This window comes from Paenibacillus riograndensis SBR5 (assembly GCF_000981585.1).
Taxonomy (GTDB): domain Bacteria; phylum Bacillota; class Bacilli; order Paenibacillales; family Paenibacillaceae; genus Paenibacillus_AQ; species Paenibacillus_AQ riograndensis.
Map to the genome: position 1 here is coordinate 15,001 of NZ_LN831776.1, position 16,591 is coordinate 31,591.

General features: G+C 49.7%; 17 protein-coding genes, 2 rRNA genes and 1 riboswitch (1 of these 20 cut by a window edge). Of the genes, 16 read left to right on the forward strand and 3 right to left on the reverse strand.

All coding sequences use genetic code 11. The annotated features are described in order from the left end of the window. The 3 genes from PRIO_RS00055 to PRIO_RS00065 all read left to right on the forward strand — a co-directional run. Window positions 1–1,686, forward strand: a 23S ribosomal RNA gene (locus PRIO_RS00055) (it extends 1,242 nt beyond the left edge of the window). Between the two features lie 78 nt (window positions 1,687–1,764). Next, window positions 1,765–1,881, forward strand: a 5S ribosomal RNA gene (rrf, locus tag PRIO_RS00060). Window positions 1,882–2,194: 313 nt separating this feature from the next. Beyond that, window positions 2,195–2,608 (forward strand): hypothetical protein, encoded by a 414-nt coding sequence (locus tag PRIO_RS00065; protein WP_020427900.1) that lies wholly within the window; start codon window positions 2,195–2,197, stop codon window positions 2,606–2,608. 79 nt (window positions 2,609–2,687) lie between these two features. Here the strand turns inward: PRIO_RS00065 and PRIO_RS00070 are convergent, their stop codons facing one another. Continuing rightward, window positions 2,688–3,212: a hypothetical protein gene (locus tag PRIO_RS00070; protein ID WP_020427901.1), complete on the reverse strand. Its 525-nt coding sequence runs from the start codon at window positions 3,210–3,212 to the stop codon at window positions 2,688–2,690. A 209-nt stretch (window positions 3,213–3,421) separates the two neighbouring features. On the opposite strand from PRIO_RS00070, the gene PRIO_RS00075 reads away from it, so the two are divergent. The 10 genes from PRIO_RS00075 to rsmI all read left to right on the forward strand — a co-directional run bounded on the left by PRIO_RS00075 (window position 3,422) and on the right by rsmI (window position 11,129). Then, entirely contained in the window at window positions 3,422–3,607 is a 186-nt protein-coding gene (locus PRIO_RS00075) for a sigma factor G inhibitor Gin (protein WP_020427902.1), read from the forward strand. 212 nt (window positions 3,608–3,819) lie between these two features. After that, window positions 3,820–5,454 (forward strand): aminotransferase class I/II-fold pyridoxal phosphate-dependent enzyme, encoded by a 1,635-nt coding sequence (locus tag PRIO_RS00080; protein WP_046500771.1) that lies wholly within the window; start codon window positions 3,820–3,822, stop codon window positions 5,452–5,454. Continuing rightward, window positions 5,455–6,096: a dTMP kinase gene (tmk, locus tag PRIO_RS00085; RefSeq protein ID WP_020427904.1), complete on the forward strand. Its 642-nt coding sequence runs from the start codon at window positions 5,455–5,457 to the stop codon at window positions 6,094–6,096. Window positions 6,097–6,215: 119 nt separating this feature from the next. Continuing rightward, on the forward strand, window positions 6,216–6,545 hold the full coding sequence (locus PRIO_RS00090) for a cyclic-di-AMP receptor (protein ID WP_020427905.1): 330 nt from the start codon (window positions 6,216–6,218) through the stop codon (window positions 6,543–6,545). Window positions 6,546–6,587: 42 nt separating this feature from the next. Next, window positions 6,588–7,031 (forward strand): YaaR family protein, encoded by a 444-nt coding sequence (locus PRIO_RS00095; protein ID WP_020427906.1) that lies wholly within the window; start codon window positions 6,588–6,590, stop codon window positions 7,029–7,031. 17 nt (window positions 7,032–7,048) lie between these two features. Beyond that, window positions 7,049–8,023 carry a DNA polymerase III subunit delta' gene (gene holB / locus PRIO_RS00100; RefSeq protein ID WP_020427907.1) on the forward strand — a complete coding sequence of 325 codons (975 nt, stop codon included), beginning with the start codon at window positions 7,049–7,051 and terminating at the stop codon, window positions 8,021–8,023. A 140-nt stretch (window positions 8,024–8,163) separates the two neighbouring features. Next, window positions 8,164–8,964, forward strand: coding sequence for a PSP1 domain-containing protein (locus PRIO_RS00105; RefSeq protein ID WP_020427908.1), 801 nt, complete (start codon window positions 8,164–8,166; stop codon window positions 8,962–8,964). 30 nt (window positions 8,965–8,994) lie between these two features. Beyond that, window positions 8,995–9,360: an initiation-control protein YabA gene (locus tag PRIO_RS00110; RefSeq protein WP_039787597.1), complete on the forward strand. Its 366-nt coding sequence runs from the start codon at window positions 8,995–8,997 to the stop codon at window positions 9,358–9,360. A 96-nt stretch (window positions 9,361–9,456) separates the two neighbouring features. Then, on the forward strand, window positions 9,457–10,230 hold the full coding sequence (locus tag PRIO_RS00115) for a tRNA1(Val) (adenine(37)-N6)-methyltransferase (protein WP_020427910.1): 774 nt from the start codon (window positions 9,457–9,459) through the stop codon (window positions 10,228–10,230). Beyond that, window positions 10,227–11,129 carry a 16S rRNA (cytidine(1402)-2'-O)-methyltransferase gene (rsmI, locus tag PRIO_RS00120; RefSeq protein WP_020427911.1) on the forward strand — a complete coding sequence of 301 codons (903 nt, stop codon included), beginning with the start codon at window positions 10,227–10,229 and terminating at the stop codon, window positions 11,127–11,129. The genes PRIO_RS00115 and rsmI overlap by 4 nt, the downstream gene beginning before the upstream one ends. A 403-nt stretch (window positions 11,130–11,532) precedes the next feature. Here the strand turns inward: rsmI and PRIO_RS35850 are convergent, their stop codons facing one another. Further along, on the reverse strand, window positions 11,533–11,718 hold the full coding sequence (locus PRIO_RS35850; protein ID WP_167345566.1) for a hypothetical protein: 186 nt from the start codon (window positions 11,716–11,718) through the stop codon (window positions 11,533–11,535). Window positions 11,719–11,915: 197 nt separating this feature from the next. Continuing rightward, window positions 11,916–12,170, reverse strand: coding sequence for an AbrB/MazE/SpoVT family DNA-binding domain-containing protein (locus PRIO_RS00125; protein WP_020427913.1), 255 nt, complete (start codon window positions 12,168–12,170; stop codon window positions 11,916–11,918). A 307-nt stretch (window positions 12,171–12,477) separates the two neighbouring features. Here PRIO_RS00125 and PRIO_RS00130 point away from each other — a divergent pair, with 307 nt between their 5' ends. From PRIO_RS00130 to PRIO_RS00140, 3 genes are all read left to right on the forward strand, one after another. Continuing rightward, on the forward strand, window positions 12,478–13,761 hold the full coding sequence (locus PRIO_RS00130; protein ID WP_020427914.1) for an HD domain-containing protein: 1,284 nt from the start codon (window positions 12,478–12,480) through the stop codon (window positions 13,759–13,761). Window positions 13,762–13,815: 54 nt separating this feature from the next. Beyond that, complete coding sequence (locus tag PRIO_RS00135) at window positions 13,816–14,586, forward strand: TatD family hydrolase (RefSeq protein ID WP_020427915.1); 771 nt, start codon at window positions 13,816–13,818, stop codon at window positions 14,584–14,586. Between the two features lie 199 nt (window positions 14,587–14,785). After that, window positions 14,786–15,013: riboswitch (cyclic di-AMP (ydaO/yuaA leader) on the forward strand. 289 nt (window positions 15,014–15,302) lie between these two features. Next, window positions 15,303–16,463, forward strand: coding sequence for a resuscitation-promoting factor (locus PRIO_RS00140; protein ID WP_046500781.1), 1,161 nt, complete (start codon window positions 15,303–15,305; stop codon window positions 16,461–16,463). Window positions 16,464–16,591: the final 128 nt, after the last annotated feature.

Genomic DNA, 16,591 nt, shown 5'->3' on the forward strand with positions numbered 1-16,591 from the left:
TTGTATGTAGATTGAAGGTGTACCGTAAGGAGCGCTGGACCGCATACAAGTGAGAATGCCGGTATGAGTAACGAAAAGATCAGTGAGAATCTGATCCGCCGAAAGCCCAAGGTTTCCTGAGGAAGGCTCGTCCGCTCAGGGTAAGTCGGGACCTAAGGCGAGGCCGACAGGCGTAGTCGAAGGACAACAGTTTGAAATTACTGTACCACCGTAATCCGCTACGAGCGATGGGGTGACGCAGGAGGGTAGTGACGCGGACTGATGGATGTCCGTCCAAGCAGTGAGGCTGGTGTGTAGGCAAATCCGCACACCGTAAGGCTGGGCTGTGATGGGGAGCGAAAATTACAGTAGCGAAGGTCATGATCTCACACTGCCAAGAAAAGCCTCTAGCCAGGAGAAGGTGCCCGTACCGCAAACCGACACAGGTAGGCGAGAAGAGAATTCTAAGGCGCGCGGAAGAACTCTCGTTAAGGAACTCGGCAAAATGACCCCGTAACTTCGGGAGAAGGGGTGCCTCGGTAGGGTGAATAGCCCGAGGGGGCCGCAGTGAAAAGGCCCAAGCGACTGTTTAGCAAAAACACAGGTCTGTGCGAAGCCGCAAGGCGAAGTATACGGGCTGACGCCTGCCCGGTGCTGGAAGGTTAAGGGGAGCGGTTAGGAGGCAACTCCGAAGCTGTGAACCGAAGCCCCAGTAAACGGCGGCCGTAACTATAACGGTCCTAAGGTAGCGAAATTCCTTGTCAGGTAAATTCTGACCCGCACGAATGGCGTAACGACTTGGGCGCTGTCTCAACGAGAGATCCGGTGAAATTTTAATACCTGTGAAGATGCAGGTTACCCGCGACAAGACGGAAAGACCCCATGGAGCTTTACTGCAGCTTGATATTGAATTTGGGTACGATCTGTACAGGATAGGTGGGAGCCGTAGAAGCCGGAGCGCAAGCTTCGGTGGAGGCGCCGTTGGGATACCACCCTGATCGTATCTAGGTTCTAACCTGGTACCCTAAACGGGTACGGGGACCGTGTCAGGCGGGCAGTTTGACTGGGGCGGTCGCCTCCTAAAGAGTAACGGAGGCGTTCAAAGGTTCCCTCAGAATGGTTGGAAATCATTCGAAGAGTGCAAAGGCAGAAGGGAGCTTGACTGCGAGACCTACAAGTCGAGCAGGGACGAAAGTCGGACTTAGTGATCCGGTGGTACCGCATGGAAGGGCCATCGCTCAACGGATAAAAGCTACCCTGGGGATAACAGGCTTATCTCCCCCAAGAGTCCACATCGACGGGGAGGTTTGGCACCTCGATGTCGGCTCATCGCATCCTGGGGCTGAAGTAGGTCCCAAGGGTTGGGCTGTTCGCCCATTAAAGCGGTACGCGAGCTGGGTTCAGAACGTCGTGAGACAGTTCGGTCCCTATCTGTCGTGGGCGTAGGAAATTTGAGAGGAGCTGTCCTTAGTACGAGAGGACCGGGATGGACGTACCGCTGGTGCACCAGTTGTTCCGCCAGGAGCATGGCTGGGTAGCTACGTACGGACGGGATAAGCGCTGAAAGCATCTAAGCGTGAAGCCCCCCTCAAGATGAGATTTCCCAGCATGTAAGACCCCTTGAAGACGACGAGGTAGATAGGTTGGAGGTGGAAGCACGGCAACGTGTGGAGCTGACCAATACTAATCGGTCGAGGGCTTATCCAAATAACTAACACGCAGATTTCGTTTCGGATTCAGTTTTCAGGAATCAAATTCCTGAAGCATTTGCACCGCAAGTGCCCGTTTGGTGGCGATAGCGGAGGGGTTCCACGCGTACCCATCCCGAACACGACCGTTAAGCCCTCCAGCGCCGATGGTACTTGGACCGAAGGGTCCTGGGAGAGTAGGACGCCGCCAAGCACATGAAGCCATTGTTGAGTAATCGACAGTGGCTTTTTTTGTTTTTTAGGCAATTGTGAGCTCCTCCGGTTAAATACATTAATGTAATCTTTGTTCTTGGATTGTATTTAAGCAAAGAAGGATTGAAAGAATAAGTAGTAAAACGCTTTCAATCGAGTGACATTTTTGTTACCGACAGCCTTTGTGTCTCAAGTATAATAGTAAAGTGCAAATATTAAGCACATCCTTAATACGAATGAACTACTGATAAATTTCTGATTTTGAAATTTTTTGTGTCTTTAGATGCACGGTAGAGGTAAGGAGGATTTGAGATATGAAGCGAACCCGACCTTTATGGATTATATTTATTGTTTGTATAGTTGGTGTAATGCTGGCTGGTTGCGGAACTAAAGAGCCTGCTTGGGATGCTTTTGAGGGTGCTCTTAATGAGAAAAGCTTTCCGGTACCAAAGGAAGCTAATTCTACAGAACACACAACTACTAATGTTGCTATGGACTATGTCCGATATTCTATGCCTGAGCTCAAAGAAAAGGATGGCGTACCGGAGCCTTACTTAGAGGCTATCGAGGCCTGGGGATGGGAAGAGCAGAAGGACGAAGATTCGACAAATTCCCGGGTTTTTCAGAAGGATGGACTGATTGTGCACTTAACTGTGCATAACGGTTACTTTATAGTTATGATACCTAAGGAAAAGAAGGCCTCAGTCAAAGGGCTGAAAACTAAATAAAAAAAACGCCATCCTTGAGCTGGATGGCGTTTTTTTGCTGTAGGAGCCAGGACTATACCATATGTATAAGCGGAAATTGTTATTGTGCGTAGTAAGAGGCATCTGTGGGCGTGAATTTTAACATCCCGTCTTTTTGTTCGCTTTTCAGCCGGAACAGTGTAACTAATCGGGGCAGAAGCACCCAGAGATGGCAAACCGCCATAGATACAGTAAATGCGGGAGGGGCCCATACAATAAAGAACGCAGTAATGGAAAGGCCGATCCAAAGGTTATGGAGTTGTATTTTACGGAAAATCCCGTAGTTGATGTATTGATCGGACATATATCCGAGCCATGGGAGGCGAAATGACATTTTCCACCGTTTAGCAATAGGATGGCCGGAAATCAGAAGAACTGAACGTGAAATCACATATTGGATCCAGAGAATGACGGGAGCCGCAATGATCATATATAGGATGCTCCACCAAGAGAGAAAAATGGTTTCAGCTACAACACAGATTACGGGTAGCGCCATATAGATACGCAGCCAAGCGGGGGTGATATTGATTTTTTTGATTAGTTTGTATTGGTAGAATGTAGCTGAACCTTTGTTGTTTGCTTCCATAAGAAAGCCCTGACCTCCTCACAAGTCCTTATGTTACTAATATCGGCGGATGAAGGCGTTTTGTTAAACCAGCCGGAGACTGAAGCACCGTTAGGGCGGGGGCTGAATATATATATTTTGGCTGTGAAGGATGGGAAAAATCTATGAAAAGGTTTAAAATGATAGAAAGTGTATCATACTGTTCTTAAAAGAGTCAAGGTGGGATGGTAATGGAACAGCAAACCGAGCAAGCCTGCATCATCTGCGGGCAGATGAAAGAGGAAGGAATTGTGATTGTCTCGCATTTCATTTGTGAGGATTGTGAAGCTGAGATGGTGCGTACGGAGGCTGAAGACGCCAAATACCGCTTTTTTGTGGGCCGGATGAAGAAGATCGATCTGCAAAAGAATGCCTGAATGAAGTGCCCGGCAAGCTAAACTGAAGGGTACACAATTGGCTGATAGACGGATTAGTACTGGATGAATTAGAATTAACCAATATAACGGCTTCACCTGCGGTTGGGCGGGAGGAGCTGTTTTGTTATGTAGTTAAGCTTTTTGGCGGAAATATAGGCGTATGGGCATAATTGCGTTAAAATAGAAGATAACCCCCAGGGAAGGAAGAAAAGATGGACAAGATTCTGCCTGGAAGGGCACCTGTATATGAAATGCTGGAACAATATAGAGTTAAGGGGAATATCTCTTACCATGTACCCGGACATAAGAACGGCGAAGCCTACCGTGGATCAGATACGGCCGGCTTCTTAAATGAGGTAATGAGGTATGATGTGACGGAGATTACCGGTACGGACGATCTCCATCATCCGGAAGGGGTCATCCGGGAAGCGCAGGAGCTTGCAGCGGATTGTTTTGGGGCCGAGGAGAGCTTTTTTCTCGTTGGGGGCAGCACTGCCGGCAATTTGGCATTGATCCTTACGGTATGCCCGGAGCCGGGGATGACCCTTATTCTTCAGCGAAATGTGCATAAGTCCGTTATCCATGGATTGATGCTGGCTGGGGTGCGGGCTGTTTTTATAGAGCCGCAGATTGATCCGCTAAGCGGCCTGGCAGTCGCTCCGGCGGCGGAAGCGGTTCAGGCTGCCCTTGCAGCCTACCCTGAGGCCGCAGCCGTCCTGGTGACCATGCCGAATTACTATGGCATGGGAAGCGACCTTGCGCCCCTCGCGCGGGCCTGCCATACCAGCGGTGTTCCGCTGCTGGTGGATGAAGCGCACGGGGCGCATTATGGCCAGCACCCTGCGCTGCCTGCGGGGGCGCTGATGTGCGGCGCGGACGGCGTTGTGCAGTCCACGCATAAGATGCTGCCGGCGCTGACGATGGGCGCCATGCTGCATGTGCAAGGGCCATGGCTCGACCGCACGCTGCTCCGGCAGCGGCTCGCCATGGTGCAGAGCTCCAGCCCATCCTACCCCGTGATGGCTTCGCTCGATCTGGCCCGGCGGCTGGTGCACAGCCAGGGCGCCGGTGCCTTCACGGCGGGGCTCGCCGCCGTGGATGTGCTGCGGCGCGGCCTTGCCACGCTGCCGCGCTACGGGCTGCTGCAGCCGGCAGTGCCGCTGCAGGGAGCCTGCGGCGGTGCTGGCGCAGCCGCCGCCGCAAGTACGCCGCCGCAGGGCATGGCGGCGTACAGCACCCAGGACCCCTTCAAGGCGGTCATTTATGACGCTGCGGGGGTCCTCGGAGGCTTCGAGCTGCAGCGCAGGCTCGAAGAGAAGGGTATGGTGCCGGAGATGAGTGACGACCGGCATGTGGTGCTGGCCTTCAGCCTGGGGTCGAAGGCGGAGGACACGCAGCGGCTGCTGGCTGCGCTGCGGGAGATCGCCGGGGAGACGTCAGGCGGAACGGTGAACCTGTCCGAAGGTACAGCCAGACAGGGGGCCTCATTGGAATGCCTGCACAATGGACCAGCAGAAGTTCATGTTCAAGCTTCCGTCAAATATTCCACGTGGAACAATTTTACGAATGATTTAATTTCAACACCGGTGTTATTTTCAATGAAACCGGTAAATCCTGTGGAAACCCAAAGAGTCCCGCTTGAATATAGTGCAGGTAGAACGGCAGCCGAAATGGTAATACCTTATCCACCGGGAATTCCGCTTTTATATCCGGGGGAGTGGATAAGCGAAGACATCTGCAGCCGGCTGATTAACCTCAGGCAGGGCGGAGCCAAGTTTCAAGCTTGTGCAGATCCAGCCTTACAACATATTCAAGTCTACAACAATAAGAAGGGCGGAGACGCATAAGTGGCACGCGAAGGATTTTTTATTACTTTGGAGGGAGGCGATGGCTCCGGAAAAACAACAGTACTCGGTAGAGTGGCTGCCTATCTGCAGAATCATTCCATGCCCTACCTGATTACCCGCGAACCTGGCGGTATTGAAATTGCTGAGAAAATCCGCTCGATTATTCTGGACCCGGCCCACACAGCCATGGATGCGCGGACAGAAGCACTGCTGTATGCGGCATCCCGGAGCCAACATTTGGCGGAAGTGGTCGAGCCTGCGCTCAAGGAAGGGCTTACCGTGTTATGTGACCGCTTTGTTGACAGCAGCCTGGTCTACCAGGGCTATGCCAGAGGACTCGGAATTGAGGAAGTAAGAAGCATCAACCAGTTCGCCACCGGCGGTCTTATGCCGGACTTGACCTTTTATCTTGATGTGGACCCTGAAGTGGGGCTCTCGCGGATTGCAGCGAATCAGGACCGGGAGGTTAACCGGCTGGATTTGGAGAGCATGGCCTTCCACCAGAAGGTCAGGGAGGGTTACCGTCAGGTCGTTGAGTCTGATCCGCAGCGGATCGTGGTTCTGGATGCCAACCGTCCGATTCATATGGTGGAGCAGGACATCGTCCAAACGCTGAAAGACCGGATATTAAAGGATTTTTAGGGCGCTTTGTCTAATATAAGTTAGTGTACAATAAAACTATGCACATGCTGTCAGAGCAAGTTCTGAAAGAACTGAACTCAGGAAGCTAAGCTCACAAACTTTTAGGAGGGATAGCGAAGATGAATCTGATCATTGCAATTATCCAGGACAAAGACAGTAACCGGTTGTCGAGTGAACTAGTCAAAGCAAACTTCCGTGCAACGAAGCTGGCCAGTACAGGCGGATTTTTGCGGGCAGGCAATACCACATTTATGATTGGTGTAGATGACTCTCAGGTCGAAGCTGTATTAACGGTTATTCGCAACAGTTGCAAGGTGCGTGAGCAGCTTGTTACTCCTGTCACACCAATGAGCGGTACAACCGATTCTTATTTGCCGCTCCCTGTAGAGGTTCAGGTTGGCGGAGCCACAGTATTCGTGCTTCCTGTCGATCGTTTTGAGCATTATTGAGTATAATATAAAGCGATACCCCATAAAGGGCGGTGGAAACCTATGAAAATCAATCCCGGCTACAGGCCCTTAAAAAGTGAGCTGCCGACAGCTGAAGGAACGGGAAGGCCCGTTCAACAGAAAACCTTTACTGATATTTTTCAGCAGCAGGGCGAGCAGAAGACGATGGATGAACTGAACCAGAAGATCAAGGATATTCAGCAGCAAGGTGACCGCCTGGCTAAATCCATGACAGTGCGTGAACTGGCCATTTACCGCAACATGATCAAGAAATTTCTGGAGGAAACCGCCCGGCGCGGTGTTATTCTGAAGGAAACCAAGGGCTGGGACCGCCGTGGACGCGGCAAACGCTATAAGCTGCTGGAAGAAATCGATGCAGCGCTGCTCAATTTGGCTGATGATCTGCTGGAAAGCGAGCAGGGCCGTATTGATCTGCTGGGGCGTGTAGGGGAAATCCGCGGTCTGCTGATTAACTTTTCTTTTTAAAAGACTTGGAGGAATATATGTCTTTTCATGATATATTAGGCCAGGAGGATGCCAAACGGCTGCTTCAAAACGCGCTGCGCAAGGATGCCGTGAGCCACGCCTATCTGTTCACGGGTCCATCCGGAAGCGGCCAGATGAAGACGGCGCTAATGTTCGCGCAAGCTATATTTTGCACCACCTGTGAAGATGATGCCTGCGGGGAATGCCTCGAATGCCGCAAGGTGGAACATGGCAATCATCCGGATTTATCGCTGCTGAAGCCTGATGGGGCAAGCATCAAAATCGATCAGATCCGTGAGCTGCAGCGTATGTTCTCATACCGCTCAGAGGGCGTGAATCCGAAGGTGTATATTATAGAAGGAGCGGACAAAATGACGGTGCAGGCCGCAAACAGCCTGCTTAAGTTTCTGGAGGAGCCCCCGGCACCTGCGGTGGGCATTCTCATTTCCGACAACAGCAGTTCCCTGCTGCCGACAATCCAGTCAAGAACTCAGCGCATCCCTTTCAGCCCGCTGCATCCAGAGATTATGCTCCAGGCACTGTCCAGCGAGGGGGTTCCGGTGCCACTGGCACGGTGCGCGGTCTCACTGACCTCGGGTCTTGATGGCTGCAGGGAACTTTTGGCACAGAATTGGTTTGCAGAAATGAGAAATCTAGTGTTACAATTAGCGAAGGAGTCTTTGGGCAAGGGCAGTTCCGCGGTAGCAACCGCCGGGCAGAAGCTGTTCAAGACCGGGCTCGGTGAACATTTGGATATCCTGTTCAGCATGTTCCACTTATGGTTCAAAGATATGCTGTACTTCCTGTACCGAAAGCACGAAAGTATCGTTTTCATAGATCAGTTAGACTTTATTTCCAGACATGCCCGTCAACGGAGCACGGAGCAATGGGTGGCTTATATGGAATTCGCTGCAGAGAGCAAGGGGAAGCTGCGTTCCAACGCCAATGCCCAGTTGTGTCTGGAGCAATTCCTAATCCGACTGGAAAGTTAAGGGTTAGTTTTGATATATCCTCCGGATCAACGCTTCAACCTGGAAGTACGGGTTTCACGGATAAGGAAGGACAAGCATGGATCACCAGGAAGCGGACTTGCTTAGGGGTTCCTTTTACCGGCAAACAAGGGGGTTAATTTTTGTACAGCGTAGTAGGTGTCCGCTTCAAAAAAGCGGGTAAAATATATTATTTTGATCCGCTTGATTTTCCGATTGAACGCGACCAGTGTGTAATTGTGGAGACAGCAAGAGGGGTCGAATACGGTAAAGTTGTCGTAGGGAAAAAAGAGGTTGAGGAAGCTGATGTGGTGTTGCCTCTCAAAAAAGTCATGCGGATTGCCGGTGAAACGGATGCACGTGTGGTGGAAGAGAACAAAGGTGCCGCAAAGGATGCTTTTACCACCTGTTTAAATAAAATCCGCGATCATGGCCTCAAAATGAAGCTCGTGGATGTGGAATTTACGTTTGACCGCAATAAGATCATCTTTTATTTCACCGCTGAAGGAAGAGTCGATTTCCGTGAGCTGGTTAAGGATTTGGCAAGCATTTTCCGTACCCGAATCGAACTCCGGCAGATAGGGGTGCGTGACGAAGCCAAGATGCTTGGCGGACTGGGGCCCTGCGGACGGGTGCTCTGCTGTTCCTCCTGGCTTGGCGACTTCGAGCCGGTATCCATTAAGATGGCAAAAGATCAGAATCTTTCGCTGAATCCCACAAAGATTTCCGGTCTTTGCGGAAGACTCATGTGTTGCTTGAAATTTGAGCATGATAATTACGAAAGCACGAAGGAAGAAATGCCGGCGGTAGGCAAGCTTGTCGTAACCTCATTGGGTGAGGGTAAGGTTGTAGGCATCAATGCAGGAAGCCGCACGGTTCATGTGCAGTTGTTCGAAGTGGGCAAAGTAAAGGAACTTCCAATGGATGATGTTGTCGTCAAGTAAACCATATAAGGTTACTTTCGGGGTGGAAACTTGGAGAAGATGAATATTTTTGCACACATGCAGGAGATGGAAGCGCAGATGGAAAGCATGCGCGCCAGTCTCGGAGAATGGAAGTTGACGGTTAAAGAATTAATGGAAGCCAACCAGAGGCTGAGCTTGGAAAATGAACAGCTCCGCAAAATATTGAAGCGGGAGGCGCCGTTGGACCCTGTTGCCCATTCTGCTGAAGCGGAAGCTCTTTTGGCCGCCAGTGAGGGAACAGAGGAGGTTGTCGGGGAAGGTTATGACAATCTGGCGCGGCTCTATCATGAAGGTTTTCACATCTGCAATGTCTATTTTGGGCATTTGCGTACAGAGGGTGACTGCCTGTTCTGTCTTTCGTTTCTTAATAAATGAGGAAATCCAGCCGTAGGAGATTTACGCCTACGGTTTTTTTTGAATTTAGAGGGGTTTATGCTCTGAAGCATGTGTGATTCCAAGAAGGAGAAGATAATGACGAATTCTTATAACGATGAGCCGGTTCCGCTGCATCCTGCCGAGCGGGTGGACGATTTATTGACGCATGATTTGCGGATTATCCAAAGCGACGAGGTATTCAGCTTTTCGATGGATGCAGTATTGCTTGCACGCTTTGCCAGTGTTCCACCCCGGGGCAGAGTGCTTGATTTATGTACAGGCAACGGGGTGATTCCAATGCTGCTGACTACACGGACCAAGGCTTCGATAGAAGGTATTGAAATCCAGCCCCGACTGGCGGATATGGCCCGGCGAAGCGTAGTAATGAATAACCTTGGGGAACGGGTAACCATTCATGAGGGGGATTTGCGTGAGCTGCACCTTACAGCAGGATATGGTGTATACGATGCCATAACCGTTAATCCTCCTTATATGCCGCTGAATGGAAGCGATCTTAAGCTGAACAGCCATCAGGCTATGGCCCGCCATGAGCTGGGCTGTACCCTGGAGGAAGTCATTCAGGCCTGTGTCCGGCTGGTCCGTACCGGGGGCAAGGTAAGCATGGTTCATAAGCCACAGCGTCTGGTGGATATCATCAGTCTGATGAGACAATACAGGCTGGAACCGAAGCTGATCCGTTTTGTTCACCCGCGTGCCCATTTGGAGGCCAATATGGTATTGATTGAAGCCGCGCGGGACGGCAAGCCTGAGGTGCGTTTACAACCCCCACTGATCGTATATAATGAGGACAATCAATATTGTCCGGAAATTCTGGATATTTACTATGGAGCTAAAGAGGGTAAATTATGACAATTTTATGGCAAAGCAGCTTTCAAAACAGGAATGAAAATCAGCCAGAAGCAACAGGCTCATTATATTTGGTGGCGACGCCCATTGGTAATCTGGAGGATATGACCTATCGTGCTGTCCGTACTCTGCGGGAATGCGATATTATCGCTGCCGAGGATACGCGGCAGACCCGCAAACTGCTCAGTCATTTTGAAATTACATCGTCGATGCTGTTCAGCTATCATGAGCATAATAAGGCTGCCAGTGGACCTGAGCTGATACGCTATATAATAGAAGGTAAAAATTTGGCACTGGTCAGCGATGCCGGTCTGCCGGCCATTTCCGACCCTGGAGCGGACCTTGTGGCGCTTGCGGTCAGTCACGGCATTCCCGTGATTCCGATCCCTGGAGCCAACGCGGCGTTGTCTGCTCTGATCGCCTCCGGTTTGCCTACAACCAGCTTCACTTTCATCGGGTTTCTGCCCAGGGAGCGTAAAGATATCCGTAGTGTGCTGTCAGGTCTCCGTTCCGCGCAAGGGACCTTGTTGTTCTATGAATCACCACACCGCGTATCGAAAACATTGGCCCACTTACAGGAGGCGTTCGGCAACCGCCGGATTGTGCTGGCCCGTGAGCTGACCAAACGTTATGAGGAATTCCTTCGCGGCACTATTGAGGAGTGCCTGGACTGGCTGTCCGAGCATCCACCGCTAGGGGAATACGTGATCGTGCTGGAGGGTGAGAGCAAGGAGGAGGCTGAGCTTGCGGAATCCTCATGGTGGCGTGAGCTGAGCATTGAGGAGCATGTAACCCACTATGAAACTTCTGGACAGACACGTAAAGATGCGATGAAAAAAGCAGCGTCCGACCGCGGCTTGGCCAAACGTGATATTTACAATGCGCTGCTGGAGAGGGAATAAAAAACAAGGAATAACACCAAGAAATAACTGTGATATACAATTTTTAGAAGAATTTATTCCTTTTATTAGTTGTAAATGTATTTTGTAGAGTTATATATAGGGTAAGGGGAGAAATTCGAGTATTTATTTGGGTGTAAGGGTATGATTTGGTATAAAATAACTGTATTAAATGTGGTTATACAAATTTGCCAAAGCTAATCGGGTCAAGCCTAGTATAAATTGTAGCTCGCATTCAAGCGATTCCCGCAGGGAGAGTGCTCCAATGCACCAAAAGTTGCTCACCCGCCAGTAACCAGCGAGCGCCGCTATCACAGAGAAGCGCCGTCGTCAAGCGTTTCCCGTAGGGAGAGCGCTCCAAAGCACCAAAAGCTGTTCACCCGCCAGTAACCATCGAGCGCCGCTGTCACAGAGAAGCGCTGACGTCAAGCGATTCCCGAAGGGAGAGCGCTTGCTGCACCACCCGTTGCCCGGGAGCGCCATGCGCAGCTGCCATAGAAGCGAAGCCTATGGCAGCTGCGCATGGCAAGGCCCCGAGGGCTTGCCCGAAAGAGGGCCGGTCCGCCGCCAACCGCAGCTTCCTTACGCGCACCCTCACAGTTAGACAAGCTTCCGGGTGTCCAGAGGGCGGGAGCCCTTGGGGCCCTCCCTGTAGGGAGGGTTTGGGAGGGTAAAAACTTGGGAGGGTAAAAAAGCATAAAAAATACCCCCCGCAAACACGGGAGGCCAAGGAGATATAAAAAGGTTAGAATTAACAATTGGATTAGTTCTTATTATAACCGATTTGTTTTAATTTGTCACAGGGGTAGGGATGGCAGAAATACAATCGTGACAAACAATTTTTCCTTTGAAGTAGGTTACATTCTCAGCATTGCCGCAGAAGATGCAAGCAGGCTCGTATTTTTTAAGCATGATCCGCTCACCGTCCACGTAAATTTCGAGCGCATCTTTTTCTCCAATGCCCAGTGTGCGGCGCAATTCGATTGGAATAACAACCCGTCCTAGCTCGTCGACTTTTCTTACAATTCCTGTTGATTTCATCATTTCAATCGTTGCTCCTCTCAATGTTCAAAAGCGTCATTATTCGACATTGTTCACCGTTTTATGATACTTATAATACCAACCATTCCCAAAACAGTCAACCTTTTTTGTGGTTAATTTTAAGGGGATTTTGAAAAAAAACTTTTGTAGCGCTTATAATCAACTCAAATGAGAAGAGAAATACCTAAAAAGGAATTTGTCGATTTGTAAATCGTTAAAACGCCATTATTCGACAAAGTACGAGAATATATACTATTATACCCCTTATTTCAGCCGATTCCTAATCCTATTATTTGAAGGAGTTGATCTTATGAAGCAGCTGCTGACGGAAGAAAAGGTTTTTAAAGACCCGGTTCACAATTATATTCATGTCCAGGACACGATGATCTGGCGATTAATCAATACCAGGGAATTTCAGCGTCTGCGGCGGATCCGCCAGCTCGGCACCTCCTACCTGACTTTTCATGGGGCGGAGCACAGCCGTTTTTCCCATTCATTGGGTGTTTATGAAATTACCAGAAGAATCATCTCCCAATTTGAGCGAAGCGGTTATAAGGATTGGATGCCGGAGGAAAGTCTGCTGACTTTATGTGCAGCACTTCTGCATGACTTGGGACATGGCCCTTTCTCCCATTCTATAGAAGAAGCTTTTGAAATGAATCATGAGGACTGGACCTGCAGAATTATACAGGAGAACACGGAAATTACAGCGATTTTACGTGAAGCAGGTGAGGATTTCCCGCAAAAGGTTGCATCTGTGATTGCCAAAACGTATGAACATGAGATTGTTGTCAACCTGGTGTCAGGCCCTCTGGATGCGGATCGTATGGATTATTTGCTGCGGGATGCGTATTATACCGGTGTGAATTATGGGACCATCGATATTGACCGTATTCTGCGAATGCTGCGGCCCTATAATGGCCGTGTTGTCGTAAAAGAATCGGGTATGCATGCCATTGAGGATTACTTGATGTCACGTTACCAGATGTATTGGCAGGTTTACTTCCATCCGGTTACACGCAGTTCGGAAATAATTTTAAGGCAGATTTTCCGGAGGGCGAAAGAGCTTTTCCAGGAAGGCTACTCTTTCCGTTTTATGATCAATCCGCTCAGCGATTTGTTCGGCGGCGAGATCAATGTAGAGCAATATTTACTCCTGGACGAGGCCCTGGTCCAAACAGCCTTTATGCAGTGGACGCTGGAAGACGATGAAATACTGGCTAACTTGTGCAGCCGTTTTATTCATCGTAAACTGTATAAATATGTGGAGATGGATCATCTCGATTCAGAGACTATTGACGAAATTCGCCGCAGTTTTGCCGGTGCCGGACTGCATCCGGATTACGACCTGGAAATCGATTATCCGACAGATCTGCCCTACGATGTGTTCCGTCCGGGAGAGGGTTTTGACAGCAAGCAGATTTTGCTGCTTGACCGCCATGATAAGCTGCGCGAAATCTCTGAGGTATCTGATATTGTACGTTCGATCAGCGGTATCCACCGCGGCAGGTATCACCTGTATTTTCCGCAGGATAAGCTGCAGAAGGCACTTACCCGGCTGCCTGTTTCCATTGGCGGGATCTTTGCAAAATAATACAAAAATTTCTGGAATTCATTATAGAAATCAAGCCTGAAAGGATGTTGTTGCATGCGTTTGTTCGACACACATACTCATCTGGATGCCCCACAATTCGACGAGGATCGTGCCGGGGTCATTGCCCGCGCGTTAGAGGCTGGGGTCAGCAAGATGATTAACATTGGATTTAACCGGGAAACGATCCCAACGACAATGAAATTGGCGGAGACGTATGATTATATTTATGCAGCTGTCGGCTGGCATCCCGTAGACGCTATTGACATGAAAGAGGGGGATATGGACTGGATCGCTTCCCTGTGCAGCCATAAAAAGGTGGTGGCCATCGGAGAAATCGGACTGGATTATTATTGGGATACCTCCCCAAAAGAGGTGCAGCACGAGGTATTCCGCAAACAGATCGGTTTGGCCCGTGAACTAAAAATGCCTATCTGTATTCATAACCGGGATGCCCACGAGGATGTAGTGCGGATCTTGCGTGAAGAGAAGGCGAATGAAATCGGCGGGGTTATGCATTCCTTCTCCGGGAGCTGGGAAACGGCCAAAATGTGCCTTGATTTGGGCTTTCATTTGTCCTTTGGGGGACCTGTAACTTTTAAGAATGCAAGGGTGCCAAAAGAGGTGCTGGCCCAGACTCCAATGGACCGGCTTTTGATCGAAACGGACTCTCCATATCTGACGCCGCACCCCTTCCGGGGGAAGCGAAATGAGAGTGCCTATGTGAAGCTTGTGGCTGAGGCTGCTGCGGAAATAAAAGGGATTGATTTACAGGAATTAGCTGAAATCACGTATGCGAACGCCCTGGAACGATTTGGGATTGTCTGAAAACGGGAGTAAAAGCGGCGAAAAAAGAAGTATAGCCGATATATTAAACTTTTTTAACATAGAAACAGCTGATTATTACAATATTTTAATCATTTTTTTGCGTAAACGTGGTTGAATGCTCCTTTACAACATGCATCAAAACAGGATATCATCTTTTCAGTGAAGTGAGCTGTTGTTATTGTGACAGTCACCAAATTCATGGATCGTCTCGCTGAGTCTCCGTATGGAGAACGGGGGAACCAATAATGCTCTGCCGCATGTCCGTACATGAGTACAACACAGAAATGCCGCAGACGTTATTTGATTTCTTTACGTGGTCTTTGGGGTGAATTTGAGGGCAACCGCCGTGAGCGGGTGACCTGAGATAGGGCGTCTCTCTTATGCCCGAACCCGACAGCTAACCCCGTAAGCGCAAGTAAGAGAGGAAACCTCGTGCATAAACATTCCCGCGTATTCTGACACCGGAGAGCCACGAAAGAGTCCTCTGTGAACTCTTTTCGGGCTTTTTTTGTTTTTGAATAATGCGAATGTTCCCGGCATACTGTTATATAACAGGTATCTGGAGCAGTTATGCCGAGCAGGCGATCCATGAGCAGGAAACGCTAAAGCAATGCGGGCGTATCCTGTGTAATCTCAAACCTAGTTTCGTCAGAAGTGATGAAGTCACCTTTGTTATACAACTTGGACGACGGGGCTATGTAAGGAGGATGGAGAGAGTGGGCGTATTCCAACCAGAAGTATCCCATGATTCGCAATCATCCAGCAGGTCTTTCGCATTTCGGTGGAAGCAAGTGAATCCCCGCATACTTTCGCTTGCAGGCGCGGCCTCAATTGTTATCGCGCTGGTAATTCTGCTGTACGTACACGGTCGAAGCATTAAAGAAATAACTTTAGTAATAGACGGGAAGGTACAAACGCTGGAGACGCGGGACGCGCTGGTCAGCGATGTGCTGGCAAAGGAACAAATTTCGCTGCAGCCGCATGATGCATTATCTATTGGCCTTAGTGATGAAATAAAGGACGGAGACCGTGTCGTCATCAACCGTGCGCAGGCGATTAAGATCACTACGGACGGGACCACCAAAACGTTGTACACGACCGAAGATACAATCGGTCAGGCGATTGACAAACTGGGCATTGGCCTGGAAAGCTATGACAAGATTTACCCTTCGCTAGGCACCGCAGTTTCTGCAGACATGGAAGTCAAAATTGTCCGGATCAACAAGCAAGTGGTACAGCGGACAACAGCTTTGCCTTTCCGTGTCATTAAAACCGCAGACCCCTCCCTGACCAAGGGAACCGTAAGAGTTGCACAAGCGGGCAAGCCGGGCGTAATGATCCAGCACATCGAGAAAATCTACCAAGATGGCGAGCTGGCATCCATGCGTATGGTTGGCAAGGAAGTGCAGACGGTCACCAAAGACAAGATCATTGCCATTGGTACCAAACCGCTTCCAAAACCTGTTGTAGCCGCTACTGCGACTTCTAAATCAGCAACTACTTCTAAAACATCCAAAGTGAGCGCAAAAAGCAACAATGTTGCCAGTAAAGCAGGCGTAGATTTTGAGTACAAGAGAATGATCAGAAATGTATCCATGACGGCTTATTCATCGGAAGAGCCGGGTATTGGTACCCGTACAGCTTCCGGCACACGCGTAACGGAAGGGCGGACCATTGCTGTGGATCCGAGCGTAATCCCTATCGGCTGGTGGGTGTACATTGAGGGACTTGGGTTTCGCCGTGCAGAGGATACCGGCGGCGCCATTAAAGGCAACAAGGTGGATGTGTATTATGAATCACTGAGCCATGCCCGTAACTTTGGCCGGAAATCACGCACGATTTATGTGATAGGGCCTGTGAAGCCAGAACTGAACTAAGTGGCGGCTGCTTTGCAAATTAGCGGTATATAAGATATAGTGAGGGTAGCACTTAAGGAATTCTCAGAAATCTGAGCGTGGAATTACAGAGCTGCCGCTCATCACTTATACATTCTTTAGCCAAAAAG